This is a genomic window from Pelagicoccus enzymogenes (genome assembly GCF_014803405.1).
In the GTDB taxonomy this organism is placed as follows: domain Bacteria; phylum Verrucomicrobiota; class Verrucomicrobiia; order Opitutales; family Opitutaceae; genus Pelagicoccus; species Pelagicoccus enzymogenes.
In genome coordinates this window covers 176,608-195,597 of record NZ_JACYFG010000013.1, presented here as the reverse complement: position 1 = coordinate 195,597, position 18,990 = coordinate 176,608, and the positions used below count along the sequence as shown (strand labels likewise).

The window sequence follows — 18,990 nt, the reverse complement described above, 5'->3', positions numbered from 1 at the left end:
CGCCTCGAAGGTCCACAGGTCTACGTCGCCGGTGTCGATGGCGCCGGAGGTTCTCGCCCCGTTCTGCAGGGGGCCTCCCTCGTCGCCTTCGGAAATGGCGAACTCCTCCAGCATGTTGGAGTAGTAGAGGTCGTAGGTTCCCGAGAGCTCCGGGAACACGTTGTCTCCGTTCTCGACGGCTACCACGTAGGTTCCTGCTTGCTCGGCGTAGAGGAAGACCTTGGCGTTGTCGCTGTCCGAGTCCCCCGTGACGAAAGTGCCGTCGGGGGCGAATACGTTCAGCAGCGGTGAAATGCTTCCGCCCGTTCTGGCGAAGCTTATGTCGATGGGGTCTCCGACCTGCGCCTCGAAGGTCCACAGGTCTACGTCGCCGGTGTCGATGGCGCCGGAGGTTCTCGCCCCGTTCTGCAGGGGGCCTCCCTCGTCGCCTTCGGAAACGGTTATCTCATCAGGAAAGCGAGAGTAGTAGAGGTGGTAGGAGCCATTTGCGTCGTCGTCGGAGCTATCGTTTTGCACGATGACGGTGTAAGTTCCTGTGGACTCTGCAGTGAAATAGACTTTCGAATTTGTGCTATCGAAGTCAGATGCGACGGATGCCCCGGTTTCGTCGAATACGCGAAGTCCGATGGATAGGTTTCCGAAGGCCTCGGTTTCGACTACTGATATGTCTATGTTTTGTCCTGTCTCGGCCTCGAAACTCCACATGTCGGAATCCCCTCTAATCAATTGGCCGCTGTGCCTCGCTCCGTTTGTGAGTGGTCCGCCTTGATCGCCTTCTCGAGTCGTAAAGGGGGCCCCTGACTGTGCGAGTGATAGTATGTATTCGATTCTCCCCAAAAGAGGCACACCGTTTACGTCGCCGATTTGCACATGATATTTTCCAGTGTACGGGGCGATGAGCGTTTTGTTCATGTCGAATCGGAAGTTTCCCGACTCGCTCCAGAGGACCTCTCCATTGAAGTCCAAGATTATGTAGGGAGTAGGGGCTTCGTCTTTGTATTCGTCCACGGCCATACGGAGGCTTATGAAGTCGCCTGCCTCTGCGTTAAAAATCCATTCGTCGACGTCGCCCCAGTCTATCTTGCCGTCGTACTCGATAAGGCCATTGGAGAGCCCGGATTGACTTAGGGCTTGTGGTAACAAGGCGAAGAGAGGTGCCGCCAGAACAAGGCAGTTGAGCAGACACGTTGGTACGTGCCTCAAGAAAGAGCGGGATTCCATGGAGCCGAACTCTGCGGAAAGGAGGAGATTGCTCAAGCCGGATCTTGTTTTTTGAGGTTTTCCAATGCTGCAACCTCTCTTGAGAGGCTGCAGCTTGACCTTCGAGATCCGAGTGTAGCCACCGTCGATAGGGTTATCTTGGAAAAACAATGGCGCGGCATTTTACGCGAATATCCGATCCGCCTGAGGTTGCTCGAAGCTCCCAATTGCCGCTCCCGTCTGCTCTCAGTTGAGCTTGTTCTGCCATGCCGTTGAACGCGCCAGCAACTTCCGTCAGAAACATCGCTCCGTCTTTGAGATTGAAGGGATTCGGTCCAAGAAAGAATTTGACGATGTTGTCCTCACCTGGACTGGTTGCTGCTTGTATAATCTCTCTGGATACGCGTAGTGCGTTTGCATTGGCGGAGGGAGAGTCGAATGCGAGTGTGACATTTGTAGTTGGCATTGTAGATCCGTGTTGGTTGAATGTTGCGTTGATTTGTTGATTACATTCGGGTCGACTTGACTGTGTTGAAGCCGTGTTTCCGCTCGGACCAAGACCAGCAGTTTATGCCCAGATTCTTCTTCGCATCTGCGAGTGCGGAAGTGATATCTGCGCCAAAACCGATGCCGAAGTATTGAGATGTGTTGTAGCCGTTTGGCACGTCCGCGGAAATAACGATGAGATAATCGCCCTTGTAGGATCCCCAATCTAGATTGTCGACATGATCGATCCTGCTGGCTTGAGGATAGCTGTTACTGCAGATTTCCTTAGAGTTTCTTTGTATCGTAGTTTTATCGCTGACAGCTCCCGTCGACCAGCTAAAGCCGAGGTGGGTCCTGCCATTACCCCACTCTGTATCTTGGACGGCGAAGTGGACAGATATGTATGTAGGAGTCTGGGCGAAGCAGGCGGTTGCAAGTGCCACAAAGATTGCGATAAGGATCGTTGCTTTCATGTTTTGGTCGGTTTAGTATTTTTAATAGAGAAGAGTCCTAAGTGTATGCTTTTCGGGAAAAATACGGTAGCCCACGAATTACTTAGGGTTGAAAGGTCTTGTGACTTGTTGCCGGACAAGGCATCATCGGCTTGTTCCTCCTCTTGAAGTTGCTAATGAAGCTGCCGGATTTACATTCGTCCGACCTGCAAGCCGTCGACAGCCTTCGCAGCGCGTTTCTCAGCGTTCGATCCTGGGACGAGTTGATAGACACAACAGTGTCTATGATCTCGAAGGCGATCCCGTGCGACTGCGTTTGTTGGAACGAGTGGAGTCCACGATTCGGAAAATTGCTGCGAGCTGAGGCGAACGAAGAATACCAAGATCCATTGTTCGGAAAATTCGAGGCGCTGGAGAAGACGGTGTCCTATCATCCAATAATTTCGGTGAACCGCCTCTGGCACACGATCACAGATAGCATTCGACTGTCGGATCTAGAACCGATTGTTCGCTTTAAGAGCAATCCGCTATATTGGGAGGTGTATCGGCACCTCGATGCCGCATATCAAATTGCCTACACGCCATTGGTTCTATCTGATCGTTCCATTGCAATTACGCTGAATCGACGGCTGTCTGACTTCAGCAGACGTGAGATGCAGCTGCAGCGGTTGGCGTGTGATGCTTTCGCCGAGACAGCAGAAAGGCTTCATGCGGAGCGCGCTTACCGAGAAGCGTTCAACTGCATTGCCGACCATATTGAAAGCGCAACTGGGCTGTGTCGCTTCAGTTCGTTGACGGTTTCTGAATTGGAGTTGATCGCGTCTCTACTCGACTGTGGCTCGATAGAAGGCTCGTCCTCGAATATGCGGATACGTTCAGATACAGCCCGAAGGCGGTTGTGCGTGATTCGTGAAAAAACGGGAGCCAGCACAAACAAGGAGTTTCTCTCGTCGCTGCGATTCCTCAGGCGAAGTGTCGAAACGCAATAAATGCAAAAGGTTGAGAGTATGCGAGGAGCGTCGCCCCAAAACCATCAGCGAAAGTTCGAGGGTGTCGTCGGAATTTTGACGGCTTTGGGGTGGAATGCGTGTTTTCGTAATCCTAACAGTACGGGTGAGTTCCGGGCATTTTTGCAGACGGATGGAAGCGCATCAGAACGTCTACTCAACGAAATACAAATGGAGGAGATGGCGGGAAGGGTTCCGGATTGGGCGTGGCTTCTGCGGACGGAAGAGATTATGGTTTGGGCCAATACAAAGCGGGAAGCGAGCGGGTGCAGGCCTGACTTGACCAAGCGACAGTCTGAAATCTTAGCGTTATTGGAAAGTGGATACGAAAAGAAAGAGATTGCGGCAGAGCTGGGTCTATCTCCGCGCACTGTGGAGACTCACGTTCTAGCTATCTATCGTCGGTTAGGGGTTCAAACCTTTGCGAGTCTATTGTTCCGAGACGAATAGGAGCGAGCGAAGTGTCGCTAGCTTATTGAGAGAACGGTTAAGGCGCAATTTTCCGAAGAGCTCGTGTTCGGGAGAGTGTTCGTTGAATCGCAACCGGGTACACGCCCCGAAGCTCAGTTCATGGGTATTTATTCTCGTTCTCTGGGCCTTCAGTCGCTGTCAAATCTCTGGAGGACGTGATTGTGCAAACAAAAGGCACTTCCATGTCACTAGGTTTTCTAGAAGTGGTTCGGCCTAAGTGTATGCGCGTTGTCTTGGTTATGGATTAGGGTTTCTTATCTTATGCTTGAAACGATTCAATTCTAGGTATTGTACCTATGAAATCCTTTACATGCCTTAGTAGATATAGAAGAATACCCTAGATGTCGCTTTCGAGGCAGTTAGGCAAGATAGAGCGGGAGCTCGAAGGGATCGTTGGCGTTCAGGAGAGGCAGATTTTCCTGCTACAGCAAATGATGCGGCTGTGCGGCTCGGATTTTTCGGCATTCAATCTCTTGGACAGAGACCTGCGAGTGGTGGGAGGTATCGCTTGGCCCGTTACGGAGGAGCGGATGCGTCTGATGCAGGTATTGAATCCTGTGCTCGGCGCTTTGCTGAAAGCCAGCCCGGTCAGTGAAGCCTTGCGGTTTGGCAAGCCAAAGAAGGCGGTCGCGATCGATTCGGAGGTTTTGCACGCCTCGCTCATCTACCGCGAGGTCTACCAGCCAATGGCTATGCATCATCTGGGTACGTTCGTGTATCCAGGAAATGGCGACTACATAGTCGGTGTGGGAATCTCTTCTTCATCGCAGCCATTCTCCAAGGAACAGATTCGTTCGCTGGAGCGTCTTTGCTTGCGGTTTGAGGGACTGATTTGTGGCGAGCTTCAAGCCATCGGACCGATACTTTCGTTCGCTAAACCGGGCGACTGGCGGGTGCGGGTTGGCGTGGACTTGTCTGCTTGCGAGCTGAATGACTACGTCACCGGCTTGTTCGCTTCGTTTTTTGGGGATACGGCTTCGTGGCTGGGGAAGGGGATGCTTCCGCCAGAGCTGACGAATCATATTCGAGGCGTTTTTCGCGCGCAAGAGGGTGGGCTTATCCCAGTTAGGGGCGTTCGGAGGTGCTCGGTTTCCCGAGCCTATCGCGGGCGTAAGTTAAACCTGTTCTTCGAGGAAACGCCGAACGGCCAAGACTACCTTTTAACCTGTGCCGAGGACGACGAGGCCGCAGCGCTGTTACAGCGGGTGAGCGATGCTTGCAAGGCCTTGCAGCGGGATTCTTACGCGGTCTATCGGACCTGCGTAGCAATGCTAGATGGAGCAAAGTCCCACGAGAGCATCGTGCAAAAAGCCTCTCTTGGCGGGCTAAAGGAGAGCAGTGCCAAACGCATAGTCAGCAGGGCCCGCTTGGTTCTTCGGCAGGTAGAGCAGGGCCACGTCACTTCGCTGGGTTAATCGTTTGAATGATTCGAAAAGGGAGCAAGGTAACGATGATACAGCAGACTGGAAGCCAAACATCACGAATCAAAAAAAACATGGTGATCACAAACGTTTCCCGCTATTTGGATACGGTGCGAAACCGAGTGGAGGTGCTCGTCGATCCGTTCAGTCGCCATCTGGAGTTGCTCAAGGGGCTAAACGAGCTGACGGGTGCGACTTTTTCGGCGATCAATCTTTGCGACGGCTACGGTCGGATGCTGGGCGGGGTTGTTTGGCCGCTCACGCCTGAAAGGCAGAAGCTGATCGAGAACCTTTCACCTCGGCTCGCTGATATCGTAGGAATGGAAGACGTGCAGTCTTACTTTATGGATGGAGGGCTCGGCTGCGTGAAAGTGATGCCTCAGCCGCTCTACCGTAGTTCAGCTCTTTACCAAGAGGTGTATCGCCACTTTAAAATGGAATACGCGGCATGGTACTTCTATCCGCGGCTAGATAACGGCGATACGGTGATCGTAGGGATAGCTTCGGAAGATGTCGATTTTGACGCGAAGACGCTCCGCCGATTTGATCGTTTCTGCAAAGCATTTGAAGGAATGATCGTTCGCATCACCCACAACGGCGACCGGCTACCAGTGGTGACGCCTCGTGGCGAAGACCATCAAGTCATGCTAAGCCCAACGTTAAAGCCGCAACAGGCTCTCTGGGGGTACCTGCGATCCGTCCTATTGCTGTTTTATGGAAGCGACGGCTACGACGAGGGAATCCTGCCGGAAAGCTTGATCGAAGAAATAAAGGATCTGCGAGGACGGAGAAGCGAGGGCATGATGCCTTTGTTGAGTCGAGATCTCCTCTCCTGGCACCGGATGAGTCGCGGCCGCAAACTCAACCTTGTGCTGCAGGCAACCGGAAAGGGCGGATATCAGCTTCAGTGCCACGAGGACAACAAAGCGATATTGCGCCTTCAGAAGATCCGCGAAGCATGCCTACAGCTCGAGAGGGATGGCTCTTCCATTTATTCAATATGCCAAGCCCTGCTCGATGGAATCAATGATGAGAAGGAAATCCTAGTTAGAGCAAATCTCGCGGCCCTCAGACCTGCTTCTGCTCGGCGAATTATAAGTAAAGCTAAGGCAATGCTCAAGTTGAGCTAAGTAATTGCCGTCATCCGTGCTCCATTTTGGAGCAAAAGACGTAAGATTACGTAAGAGGGTTGATCTGTAAAAGGATTGTGAATAGCGGTTTTGTTGTTCGTGCGCTTTGCACGTATTCTCCTCGAATCCTACTCCTCATGCTTTTCTCTCCAACCTCTAGTCACGTTCTTGCGGCTACGCACAACAACGGACCGATTCCTTCTTTCTTCGCATTAGGCTCCAGCCACGCCTTTGGTTTAGGAGAAAGAGATGCGAGTTCGTGGAAGAAGGTGGTTTTAAGAGCAGAGAAGAAAACTCGGGGACTCTTCAAATCGTTCCTACGGGGCTTCAATCTAGATATAGATGAGTAAGGCCGTGAAAAGCAGGAAGATCTGGACTGTTGTCGGTCTGGTTGCCGTTTTGCTCGGGTGGGGTTTGATTGCCATTTTGCGAGATGGTGAAGTGCCGAATACCGTTGGTGGAGAGGGACAACCTTCTTCTATGGTAGTTGAGAATGGGCAGCATGATGAAGACAGGGAGACTGTATTGGGTGCATCGAACGATGAGCAGGATGGTGTAGCCGATCCTGAAATTGCGATTTCAGCGGGTCTGACACCTGCTGAGCAATTTGAGGCTCAGCAAAGACTGCGTGAAGATTTGCTCGGTTTGCCTTCGGGTGAGGCAATTGCGCTAATTCTTGAGTACTTAGACTCTGGTCAGGACCAGAGTTTTAGATTGCCTTTCAAGGTGGGTAAGGGCGGATTGCTGAAGTCAGCTCCATCCTTGCGTGTTTGGATGTTGGATACGCTAGAGGAGGTGGATCTCGCGACGGCAACAGGTTATGCTGAAACCATATTTGACTTTTCAGACGTGGCAGATGAGTGGGCGATAGCGTTGAGGAGCACTTGTCTGGGTCGTGAGGACACTAACGGGAAATTGAGCGACGTGGATGCAGACTATCTCGAGGGGAGAGCTCTCGAGTTGTTGGGCAATTCGGATTGGCAACAAGAATTGAGTGGGGGGTATCTTGAGAGTTTTGATATTGTGCCGTTTCTGAGTCGCGAAGTGCTTATAGATACAATGTGTGGCTTGTTTAAATCCGAGGGGCCAATCGGCCATGCAGCGTATATTTCTTTAAATAAGACTGTAACTTTGAATCCGGAGTCTATTGAAGCTGTGCTTCCAAGTATGAGGAGGGCGACTATTGATGCCCGTGTTCGAGGGCAGTTCGTGGCTCAAAGTAATCCATCGATTCCAAGTCAGAGGGAGTTTTTGGATGAATGGCACCTATCTGCGGGCAACGATGAACTCGAGGGCTTCTTTTCTGTTTTTCCTGTTCTCACACAGATTGCGAATTACAGTCTCTACGATACTAGCTTCAGCAGAGGGCAGATAGCTTCTAACTACAACTCGCGGCTGCTGTCCTCTTCTAGATTGCTTAATGGGTGGAAGGCAAAGGCATCTTCCGACGTGAATAAGGAACAAATACAAGCAGCTTTTGACCGAATACAAAAGGCGATTAAATGAAGGTACTCTATAATCTTATAATATTGTCCCTCGCTTTGGTGGAGTTTGCAGGTGCAGATGTTACGGTTGAGCCATACGATGTTCTGGGTGTTTCGTTCGATGATGAGCCTTATGGTTATATAGGAACCTTGGAAGGCTCTGGAGGTATTGGATCGGCTTTTCCGGTTGAAAAAGGTGTGTGTTTGACGGCTGGCCATGTCGTTTTCAACAAATCTACTAGTTCATGGTCTGCTGTTTCATATTCTCCTCAGCGAAATGACGCCCATAGGGAAGAGAAGGCTGTTATATTATGCCTTGGCTGGAGTTCGTACACTGCTAATCATCCAAGCAATTCAACTGCAAGTCCAGATCAGTTTAATTTGGATGCGGCTGCTGTAGTGCTTTTTGATCACGGTCACTCATCATTGCTTAAAACTAAAAGCGAGGATGTTGTTGAAGATTTGAGTTTGAATAATATAGAGAAAGTACTGATTGGGTATCCGGAACCCCACAGGTTTTCTAATCCGAATTACAGTTCACTTGAACAGGGGATTCCTTTTGGGACATCACCGCAGTCGATGGTTATTGATGTAGCCGATATTGAAGATGGGGTTCCCTCTGATGATCACGATTTTGACCTATATTATGCACCTGAATTGCACTCGGCTCAGGGTAATAGCGGAGGTCCTTTGCTTGTAGAGAACGTTGAGGGCTGGTATGCGGGTGCTATCCTTGTGGGAGGAGGTCCTGGAGATGGAAGCGTTTTCAAATTAATTAACGACGAAGTGGAGGATTTGAAAGCATTGGCCTCTTTACACTATGCCAACATTGAGGGTGGAGCATTGCTGACGATGGAGATTGATGAGTACGTTTCGAACTCCGAATTTGTGATTATGGATGTCTCTCTTCAAAAAACAGACCTCGCTAGCTCAGTTGATGGTTTAGAGGTATCAATTGATGATGAGTCGGAAATTGAAGCTATTGCCTACACGGAGGATAAAATTAGACTATTTTGGGATTTTGATGGGTTTTCAAGAACCAGCTGGGCCCCGATTGCAGATATCCTCAGGGATAGAGAAAATCTAGTAATTAAGTTTAAGACCTCAATAGAAACATCTGGTTCTAATGAGACATATGATATTGGCCCGGGCTGTCAACACCTAACATCGTCTGGTTGGGCTGAAAAAATAAGTATATCCAATAAAATATTCTTTAAGGATATGTCCTTCCCAGTTGTGTCGATAACTGGTGATTCGGTTGAGTTTTCATGTGACTATGGTTCTTATTCGTGGGAAGGACCGGATTCTGTCGTTTTGTATGTAAGACGAAAGAGGGAGGGGGCGTTTATACAGCCCATCCAATGTTCACGCAAACTTCAGCAGATAGCTTCGACAAATGGGCTACCTACTCAAGGTCTTTGTCTTTTGCTGCACCCGTGGATTGGGAATACTACTACGAGGCAATGCTCGGAGAGCTCAAGGTTAAATCAGAAATCGCAACGCTGCAGGTTAGGGATGCTCCACAAAATGTCGAAGGTTGGGATCTTCAGATGAAGGGTTTTAATGCCTCTAGCTACGTTGCTCCTGGCGGGACAATCAAAGTAAGTAAGGCTGATGTTTTTAATGGATCGGATATTGGAAAGGATTACGGCGACATTTCCTACAATCTCGTACTTAAGAATTCATCCGGTTCGACTGTGTGGTCGAGGAGTGGTGCTCTCGCTGGTGGAGTTGATGCTGGGCAAACGAGGTTTTTTAGTAGCCAGGTGAGCAATTTTCCTGCTCCGGAATCGGAGGGGGTGTATACGGTGGAGATGCAGTTGTTGCCCAGCAAGGATGAGGATGATTCGAATAATTCTGCTTCTGCCACTGTGTTAGTCACATCGGATGATGATTTAGAAAGCTCGCGCGTTTTTCCAGACGAGAACTGGGATGTCGTGTTTAGAAGCGATGATCCAAGTACCTATACGTATAATTTTAACGGAAAAACATTTAGTATCTATGATTTGGATTCTTCTGGTGTTGGCCTGAGGCGAGGGTCAGATGGGAGGCAACTCTCAGGGAAAGCGGGCGAGTATGATTGTAGTTATAGTGAATGCATTTACATTAATTCTCTGTGGATAGTCGCCTCGAACACCGTTGAAGCTGAGGTTGGTTTCGCGAAGTATGAGTATGGATTGATCCGCTTTGTGGGTGGCAACGAGCTGATAATTCCAAAGGGGGAAACCGGAACTCTTGTCATTGAGGCGAGGCCTGTTAGAGAGTATTTTGATTCGTCCTCGATAGAGATTTTTGGAAACGACGAAGTTGAAGATTGGGAAGGTGGTAGTAGGCGTAGCAACAGCAACCGTCGAATAGAAATAGATTTCGATATACCGAACAATGAAACAGCGGGAACACGTACCGCGAATGTTTTTCTAGATATGAATGGCAAGCGGGTGCTTGAGAGCTTTCGGATCCGAGTGCTTGAAGATCCGCCTTTGATTACAAGCGTTACACCGTTAGTTGTCTCAACAGGAACAGTGGTTACAGTTGATGGAAACGATTTCTCGAGTGCGGGTAAACTATCGTTGGATGGAGTTGAGCTAGAAACCCTAAGCTGGAGCTCTTCGACGATTACGTTCGTTGTACCTTCAGATGCTGCGACGGGGCGACTGGAGGTTCTTGCAAATGGATTGGCGAGCAATTCGGTGCTCCTCACTGTAGAAAACGTAGCTGTTTTTTCATTGTTGAACGACGATGGAGCGGTGTCTTCAGGCGAACACGAATTTGGCGAAATCGAGTTGGGGGATTCGAGCTCAGAGAAGATTTTTAGACTCAAGAACATAGGCAGCAGCCTGATGTTGCTGTCTGGATTTTCTTCACCCAGTGAAATTGGGTATTCGATCGAATCGTTTGGAGGAGAGGTTCTGAGCAATGGGCAGGTCTCGGTGGCGGTGGGAGACTATGTGCGTTTGAGAATGACCTATACGCCGAATGGCGTTGGTTCCGATTCGCATACGCTGACATTCGGAACAAACGACAGCTTGAATGCTGACGTGGAATTGAATTTCAGCGGGACTGGAGTTGATACGGTCGCTCCCAATTTGGAAATCGTCTCACCAGAAAGCTCACCGTTTGAAACTCTTGTTTCTACACTCGATATTCTTGCTACCTATTCGGATGCGGCTCCGATAACTATTCGATACTCTGTTGACGGCGGATCGTTTACCGAAATCTCTGGTTCTCAAGGGATCTTGAAAATTGAAGGGATTGAATTGGACGTCGGCTCGAATCAGATTGTGGTCGAAGCAGAAGATGGCTCTGGAAACCGAACAACTCGTTCAATTGAGGCAGTCTACACCGAGCCTTATTTTCTAAACCTTTCATCGAGCTCGGAGACAGGCGGGAGGGTTTACGGTGATGGCATCTATGCCCCCGGAACCGCCGTCATGGTAAATGCTAGCGCAAGCGAGGGATATGAATTCGAGAGTTGGTACGAGAATGACCAATTTGTGAGTAGCGAGAATTCGTTCAGTTTCCTCCTGTCGAGTGATAGGTCACTCGAAGGCGTATTCAGTTTAAATGGTACAGTACCTCGAAATCCGGTTGCCAATGCGGGAGCAGATACCGTTGCGACAGATTCCGATGGTGATTGCTACGTCTCGGTCGACTTGGATGGCTCGGCATCCGTTGATCCAGATGATGATATTGTAAGCTGGACCTGGTTGTGGTCTGAGGCCGGAGAGATTAAGTCGGTTGACGGAGAGACTGCGATCGCCGCGATGTTAATCGGACCCGCTGAATACGAACTCGAAGAAGAATCTGGATCGAATACCGTCACGTTGGAGGTGGTGGACTCAAATGGTAATAGTAGCACGGATACAATCGTAGTTAGCTTTAGGCACGGAGTAGCCGAGAGTCCGGTAATCGAAGCGGAGAGAGAGGGGTTCCCCGTGTCAACAACCGTGACGATCTCGCATCCAAGCGATTCTGCTGTGATCTATTACACTGTGGATGGCTACCCTCCAGAAGCAGATGGTATCTTGTACGAAGGGCCATTCGAGGTCAGTGAAACAATGCTCGTTCAAGCGGTTGCCTATGTGGATTGTTTTGTTCCTTCTTTCGCGTCAAAGTCGCTGACAAAAAGAGACGACTATTTGCGATTGGACGTAGATCATTTCGAAGTTGGATCTGACTCGCAGGAGCTGGAAATTGAAGTAGAGTCCAATTTCGATTGGGAAGTTACAGCAGATTATGACTGGATCACTTTGAATACACCTAGTGGCTCAGGAGATGGCACCTTGAGTATTTCGATCGAAGAGAATGGTAAGCTTGGGCCGCGAAAGGCAGAGGTTACTGTTTCCGGTGCTATCATTGAGATTTTGCAAAGTGGTGTTGTAGAAAGTGGATACATCACAGAGGAGCGCTTTATCTTCTTGGAGAGCGAAGAGGCGACAGATGGTGGTTTTGTGTTGGATGAATTAGAAGCTTGGTCGGCTGAGAGTCTGAGCCCATGGCTAACTGTGCTCTCGAGCGAGGACAGCGGAATAGATGGGGTTCGTTTTGAGGTGGAAGTTAACTCCTCGGGCGAGTTGCGAATAGGTCAGATAGAGGTGAATGGAGAAATCTACTCCGTGGTTCAAGGACAGTATGGCGAATTCGGATTTGCATACGGTCCCAATGAATGGGGGCAACTGACAGGTGATGGTAGAACTTCCACGATTTCAGAGCCTGTTAAGGTTCTCGACGGAGTAAAGCGTGCTTATAATTCTCGTGGCAGTACGATTGCCTTGAAAAGCAATGGGGAACTCTGGGGGATAAGCTCGGAAGGTTTCAGCCCTGAAGGAGAGTTCTCAAGCGTCCAAAACGAATGGATTTTGCTTAGGTCGAGTGTACGAAATATCGCAGGTACGGAGACCTCCTATTCAAGTGGATCTGACCGCCAATTTTACTTCATCACTGATAGCGACGAGCTTTATTCGATTTCCGGGAATGTTTTTTCTTACATTGATAACGATGTGCGTAGCGTACATCCAGCATGGCAAGGTTATTACTATATTAAGAATGATAACTCGCTGTACGGTGTTGATGAGAGGAATCAAAGTGGTAAGCTTGGCGTAGGGGACCGGGATCCACGCTTAAGTCCAGTTTTTATCGCTTCAGATGTTGTCGATGCAGACTTAGCTTCTTACTACGGAGCGTTTGTGAAGGTTGACGGCACCTTATGGGCGTCAGGAGCAGGGTGGAGTGGAGTCTTTCCTCAAGAGCTGGGGTGGCAGGACAACTTTACTCCAGTTCAAATAGGAGAAGGCGTGGTTGGAGTCGAAGGACTGGGATTCCAAATGCTCGTGAAGAAAGCAGATGGAGGGTTGTATGTCTTCGGGAATCGAAATGAGTTATTCGCTGATCTGGACCAGAGCCAAAGTAGACACTCTTTTGATGAAGCTCAGTTGCTTGCGGAGAATGTTGAAGAATTCCGCACGGTGAAGTTCTATGCTGACAAATTGATCTACACCCCAAACCAGCAATCTCCAGTTCTTCTTTACGAAAACTATAATGCAGGGACGACTGGTACAGGCGAGCTCTATGTCAATGGAGGCGAAACGGTTTACTTAAGTGACGATGTCATCTTTGCCTCGGTTAACGAGTATGTTGGTTTATTTGTGAAAGACGACAACTCGTTGTGGGCTTCTGGGCGTATTCAAGGGTCAATCGCTACTGAACTTGAACCACCTGAAGGGGGTAAGTACCCGGCATCCATTGACATATCAAATCTCGCTGACGTTGTTTCGGCAGGCCGAACGAACTTCTTTCTAGAGGAGACAGGAGAGTTGTCGATCGCAGGGCTCTCGGCTGATTTTCTAGGAGAAGACCAGCCACTATCCTTGGAAAGGGCAGGGATTGCTCAGGACGTGGAAGAAGTCGCCATTTTAGGTAATGGCGTTGGTTACCGCAAATCTGACGGTTCGGTTTGGCTTCATGGCATAGCGAGCGGAACGCTAGCACTGCAGGATCCGACAGTGCCAGTGAAGGTAGCGGAGAGTGCAATCTCGATGAGCGGTTCTGCAAATGCGATCTATTGGGTAAGCCAAGACGGTAAGCTTTTCGCAATGGGAGAGGACTCCCAAGGCCAGCTAGGGGAAACGTCAGGTGGCGGCCTTAGCAATCCATTGTCGATTTCTAGCTACTTCTCAGATGGGGAAGAGTTCGAACGGGTTTATCAAGTGGATAACGAGGTCAAGGTCGTTAACGCACTAGGCAGCACCGTATTTTACCAGAAAAACGACGGGGCTCTTTGGTCATTTGGATCCAACCGCAGAGGGTTGTTGGGTACAGATAGCTCAGAGCAAGAATCTCCGACTCCTTATATGGTGGCTCCGTTTGTCGATGGGCTGGTGCGTATACAATCCGGCAGCAACTATTTCTACCTAAGAGACGGAGAGCTTTATGCCTGGGGCACGAACGATAGAGGGGAATTGAAGACAGGAGCCGAAGGAGATTTGGCTAGTCCCGTTCAGGTTGCGGACGGGATTTCCAATATGAGAGGCAGCTACCTTAACGCAATTGGGGAGCTGCGTCGCAGTGTGGCTAACAAGACGACAGTATCTTCTCAGGTTACGCAATTCTACTCCGGAACATTCGGCTCACCTCTTTTTTTCGAGACGAGGAGTCCAGTTGTGTTGCCCAGCAACGGTATTGAAGTCGATTACCAGGCTAAAACGGACCTCTTGTATTCGTTCCGCTCGTACGCACCTTGGGTTGCTTTCTCCTCTGTTCCTTGGATCATAATTGGCGAAGAGAGCCACGAAAGGGTGGATGCTGAACTGACAATTGCGGTTTTGCAGAACCCCACGGCTCAATCTAGGAGAGGGACCGTTTCGATTGGAGGGCAAATCCTTGAGGTTACGCAAGCGGCATCGCCTGCGGTATTGGATTGGGGTGAAGACCAATCAGTCACCTTAGGTGCGGGTGCATCGATGGGGCTGGAAGTGCTGAACGACATTAACGCAAGCTACCGCTGGTTTAAAGATGGAGTAGAGTTGTCTGGTGATGGGGAGAGCAAGTTGACAGTAGGCTCAGCGGAATCTGCTGATGCTGGCGAATACGGACTTGTAGTCAGCGAGGGGGCTGGAAGTATTCGACAGACCGAATTGTATTCAGGGCGTGACTACGTGCTGCAATTGCGGAGCGACGGTTCGCTTTGGGGGACGGGTCGATTTGGCGATCGTGAAAATAGGGCTCGATACGCCCTGCTAGCGGAGGGAGTTCGATTCGTTTCCGCGGGTAGTTCTGCTGCTCTTTACATAACAGAGGATGATGTGCTTTGGGGAATCGGTAGCTTCAGTCCTGCAGCAGCCGGCGGTGCGGAAATCGACGAAGAGCAGCAGGCCTACCGAATAGCAGATGAGGTGCAATTCGCAGAAGCAGGCGTTGACAGAACCTTTTACGTCAAAACGGACGGCACAGCGTGGGCCATGGGCCAAAACAAGAGTGGGGAACTTGGAGTGGGAAGCGAAGACGATGAGGTCAGTACGCCAACCCAACTTGCACTTTCTCTTAAAGCGATCTCAGCTGATGCACTCAACGCAACACTCTTCTTGACGAACAGTGGGGAGCTTTGGGGGGCTGGTGAATCCACATCGGGCATCCTCGGAGATTCAGTTGAGGCGGATCAACTATCTCCTGTTTTCATAGCTTCTGGGGTGAAGTCAGTGGAGGCCCTCTGGAGAGAAATGGCCTATTTTGTCGACTCGTCTTCAGTGCTCTACCGATTGGATTCCGATTCGATAGTCAATACGGAGATCGGAAATGTGAAAGACATCTCAGCTGGAGAAAGCCACCTTCTGATTCTCAAAGACGATGATAGCCTTTGGGGGATGGGAGAAAGCTCGGTTGGGCAACTTGGGCTCAAGTCGATTGGCACTGTCGATAGTCCGATCTTTATCGCGGAGGATGTCGATAGGTTCACTGCTGGAGGTTATTTCTCGGTCTTCGTCAATAGGGACGCCGCCATTTGGGTGAGTGGAGACAATAGAGGAGGGCAGCATGGGGATGCAGTTCCACCCTACTACTATGAACCTGTCGAGACTCCGGTCGGTTTCGAACAAGCGAGCTTCGGTTCCGGGCACGGACTTTATATCGACGGTGATGGTGTGCTTTGGAGCAGTGGTAGGAACCAAACGGGTCAGCTGGGTATGGGATCAGAGCAAGCGGCTACCACTCCATCTCCAATCGCTGACAATGTCATTTCGGTCGCTGCAGCCCTGGACCAATCCTTCTTCATCGACTCGGACGCTAGGTTGAGGGCGATGGGTCTAAATAGTCGGGGACGATTGGGTGATGGTACGACTGTTAACCGAACGTCGCCAGTGGTGATCGCAGAAGACGCGGCCGAGCTATACCCTTCAGACAGCAACCTGTATTTTGTTAAGACCGACGGTACTCTGTGGGGATCGGGACGAAGCTCTCAAGGCCAATTGGGGACTGGCGAAGATACCTTTGAGCAGTCACCCGTCCAGATTGCAGAATCTGTGGTTTCGGTAGCTTCGGGTCTAGCCCATCTCCTTTATGTCAAGGATGATGGAACGCTTTGGGGACTGGGCGATGGCAGATATGGTCAGCTTACGGCCGAGGCCGAAGAGCGTCAGCAAACGCCTTTATTTATAGCGGATGGTGTGAGCCAGGTCGCAGCCTCACGCTGGAATTCTGCCTATATAAAGACGGATGGTTCGCTTTGGACCTTCGGTCGCAATCAATACGGCGAGCTAGGGCAAGGGACTGAAGATATGGTGCCAGTTCCAGTTCGGATCGCGGAGAATGTTGAGCAGGTTGCTATGACATATTGGCATACGTTCTTCGTAACCTCGGACGGAGTGTTGTTCGGAGCGGGTAGAAACTCGTTTGGCGAACTCGGTAATTACGATTCTGAAATCCATAGCACTCCCGTATTGGTAGACAACCGAGTTGCGACAATTAGCGCGGGCAACTCCAGCATTTCTTATCTGACAAACTCGGGTGAGCTGAAGTTGCTAGTTCCCGACTCCGAAGGTGAGGTGAACAAATATTCAGTCGTTGCTGATGATATAGTTGCCCACAAAACAGAAGGTCCAAGCGGGTTTGCAAGAAGGCTTGACGGACGCTCGCTCGTGTTCGGTTCTGATAACTACGGACAGCTTGGACTAGGCCGTAGTGCAGAAAGGGATACGTTCGAAAAAGTGGGTTGGAATTACTCAGCAACCTACAACTTAACGGTAAACGAGATACCTCCTTATCTTTACCTTGGTAGCAGTGAGGTGACTCATGTCGGCCTCGCGATCGAAGGAACTCTCGAAATTCTAACGAATCAAACTTGGTCAGCAGCAAGCGATAGCGATTGGATTTCGATAATCGGGGATGCCGCTGGTAGCGGCAATCATACGCTTCGCTACGAACTCGAAGCCAACCTATCTGGTGAGGCAAGAGTGGGCTTGGTCAGCGTAGGGGCCGAAACGCTTACCATCACGCAAAATGCAAGTCCGGGAGGTTTCTATTCGAGCCAGCTAATCCCGCTCAGCAATATTCGCCTCTCAACAGTGGAAAACCGAGTCGATCTCTGGTTGTCCGCTGATGGAAGCACTGGAAGAGTATTTGTGGTGTGTGGTGAGGGCGACAGAAACAATGCCGTTGTTTACTCAGCTAGCCTAGATGGCGAAAAGCGTATTGCGGTAAAACTTCCAAATGGATCACGTACGTACCTCACGCTTTCCAACGAGGGAAACATAACCGGCAATTTGCCATGTATAGGAGATTTCGTCTTGGGACGTGAACCAAGCGGGGAGGCTGCTGCTTTCGCAGGGGTCTTCGAGGTTGGCACGGGTGGAAGCAGCAGCGCGACGATCTTGGTCAAGCCAAGTGGCGAGGTGTTGGTGGTAGCCTCCGATGAAAGCGGCGATGTTTTTGTTGATGAAGCGAATGTTAGCGAGTCCGGAGAAATTTCTACAGCAGTTCCAGGCTCCAAGACGCTTGTAATGACCATTGTAGAAAACGAAAAATCATTCTCGGGACAGGTCCAAGAAGAAGGCGCAAGTGAAGTTGTCAACTTCTCTGGAATAGATCTGGAAGCCGGAGAGAACGATGCTTTTAGCGAATGGCTAGATATATATGTCGGGGTCGAGCGTCCGGAGCCCGTTGTGCGTTGGACCCGACTGGGAGATATAGACCGAGATGGGCACACAAACCAGTTCGAGTATATCGGACGATTCAATCCGGTAGACTTTGACTCTCGCCTCCACACGAGCGTAATGCCTGGCGAAGTAACGAAGCTGGAGGTGGGCCCCATTAAAGACGGGGTCAGCTACAGCCTAGAAAGCAGCGTGGATTTTATCGAGTGGAACGCGGTTTCAATTTTAGAGGCAAGCACATCCGATTCTGGATTGTTACTGCTAACGGTAACGACGCCGACGCAGCCCGTCTTTTACCGTATCGTGTTGAGCCGCGATACTTCTCTCGGTATGAACGAATTCACTCTTATACCGGCTGGTTCGTACTCGATGGGTTCGCCTGCAGAAGAGCCAGGACGTGATGCATCACGCGAAACGCTTCATGATGTTACGCTGACTCATTCTTTCTATATGTCGGCTACCGAGACGACTGCTGAAACTTGGACTTCTGTAAGATCATGGGCTGCTACAAATGGCTACGATGATCTTTCAAATGGAAAGGCTGGCAGTTTCGAAGGAGCATCCATGTCGCATCCGATTACCGAGGTGAGTTGGTGGGACGCTGTTAAATGGTGCAACGCTCGTAGTGAAATGAATGGTTTCGAGCCGGTTTACTACACGAGTGATACCTTTGAACCGGAAGCAGTACTGCGCAGTGGTACAGGCTCCATATTCGCGAAGTGGAACGCCGATGGCTACCGCTTGCCGACCGAAGCCGAATGGGAATACGCCTGTCGGGCTGGAACGACAACAGCGTTCTACTCAGGTGCCATTGCAAATACCGGAGTGGATCCGGTTGACCCCAATTTGGATGCGGTCGGTTGGTTCGGTGGTAACAGTGGCGATAGAACCAGTGAGGTTGCGAAGAAACAGCCCAATGAATGGGGGCTGTATGATATGCATGGCAACGTACTTGAATGGTGTTGGGATAGGTCAGGGAATCCTTCGAGCGATCCAGTGATTGATCCTGTGGGGCCTGATGACGGAGGTGTACGCATCGAGAGAGGCGGTAGCTGGGTTGATGATGCGGTGGATTGTCGCGCAGCTGTACGATATGGAGAGATCCCCGACAATGGATACGACGACTTGGGATTCCGAGTGGTGCGAACGGTTGTCATTGAGACGCCCGATGTTCCAAATCTTTGAATCGAATCTACT

General features: G+C 50.2%; 10 protein-coding genes. 7 read left to right on the top strand and 3 right to left on the bottom strand.

Going from position 1 to position 18,990, the window contains the following annotated elements; all coding sequences use genetic code 11:
* From IEN85_RS09895 to IEN85_RS09885, 3 genes are all read right to left on the bottom strand, one after another.
* Window positions 1-1,257, bottom strand: a 1,257-nt coding sequence (locus tag IEN85_RS09895; protein ID WP_191616928.1) for a PPC domain-containing protein, incomplete at its 3' end; no start/stop codon positions are given.
* 97 nt (window positions 1,258-1,354) lie between these two features.
* Window positions 1,355-1,666, bottom strand: a complete 312-nt coding sequence (locus IEN85_RS09890) for a hypothetical protein (RefSeq protein ID WP_191616927.1) — start codon at window positions 1,664-1,666, stop codon at window positions 1,355-1,357.
* A 40-nt stretch (window positions 1,667-1,706) separates the two neighbouring features.
* Window positions 1,707-2,159 carry a hypothetical protein gene (locus IEN85_RS09885; protein ID WP_191616926.1) on the bottom strand — a complete coding sequence of 151 codons (453 nt, stop codon included), beginning with the start codon at window positions 2,157-2,159 and terminating at the stop codon, window positions 1,707-1,709.
* 155 nt (window positions 2,160-2,314) lie between these two features.
* On the opposite strand from IEN85_RS09885, the gene IEN85_RS09880 reads away from it, so the two are divergent.
* The 7 genes from IEN85_RS09880 to IEN85_RS09855 all read left to right on the top strand — a co-directional run bounded on the left by IEN85_RS09880 (window position 2,315) and on the right by IEN85_RS09855 (window position 18,978).
* Window positions 2,315-3,127, top strand: coding sequence for a hypothetical protein (locus tag IEN85_RS09880; protein ID WP_191616925.1), 813 nt, complete (start codon window positions 2,315-2,317; stop codon window positions 3,125-3,127).
* Complete coding sequence (locus IEN85_RS24960; RefSeq protein ID WP_191616924.1) at window positions 3,128-3,595, top strand: response regulator transcription factor; 468 nt, start codon at window positions 3,128-3,130, stop codon at window positions 3,593-3,595. It abuts the gene before it with no gap.
* Between the two features lie 362 nt (window positions 3,596-3,957).
* Window positions 3,958-5,031 carry a hypothetical protein gene (locus tag IEN85_RS09870; RefSeq protein ID WP_191616923.1) on the top strand — a complete coding sequence of 358 codons (1,074 nt, stop codon included), beginning with the start codon at window positions 3,958-3,960 and terminating at the stop codon, window positions 5,029-5,031.
* Between the two features lie 80 nt (window positions 5,032-5,111).
* Window positions 5,112-6,167 (top strand): hypothetical protein, encoded by a 1,056-nt coding sequence (locus tag IEN85_RS09865; RefSeq protein WP_191616922.1) that lies wholly within the window; start codon window positions 5,112-5,114, stop codon window positions 6,165-6,167.
* 342 nt (window positions 6,168-6,509) lie between these two features.
* A complete protein-coding gene (locus IEN85_RS09860) occupies window positions 6,510-7,673 on the top strand; it encodes a hypothetical protein (protein WP_191616921.1) in 1,164 nt (387 codons plus the stop codon).
* Window positions 7,670-9,205, top strand: a complete 1,536-nt coding sequence (locus IEN85_RS24405) for a trypsin-like serine peptidase (RefSeq protein ID WP_224772546.1) — start codon at window positions 7,670-7,672, stop codon at window positions 9,203-9,205. The genes IEN85_RS09860 and IEN85_RS24405 overlap by 4 nt, the downstream gene beginning before the upstream one ends.
* Window positions 9,115-18,978: an SUMF1/EgtB/PvdO family nonheme iron enzyme gene (locus tag IEN85_RS09855; protein ID WP_318186604.1), complete on the top strand. Its 9,864-nt coding sequence runs from the start codon at window positions 9,115-9,117 to the stop codon at window positions 18,976-18,978. The genes IEN85_RS24405 and IEN85_RS09855 overlap by 91 nt, the downstream gene beginning before the upstream one ends.
* The last annotated feature ends 12 nt before the right edge of the window (window positions 18,979-18,990 follow it).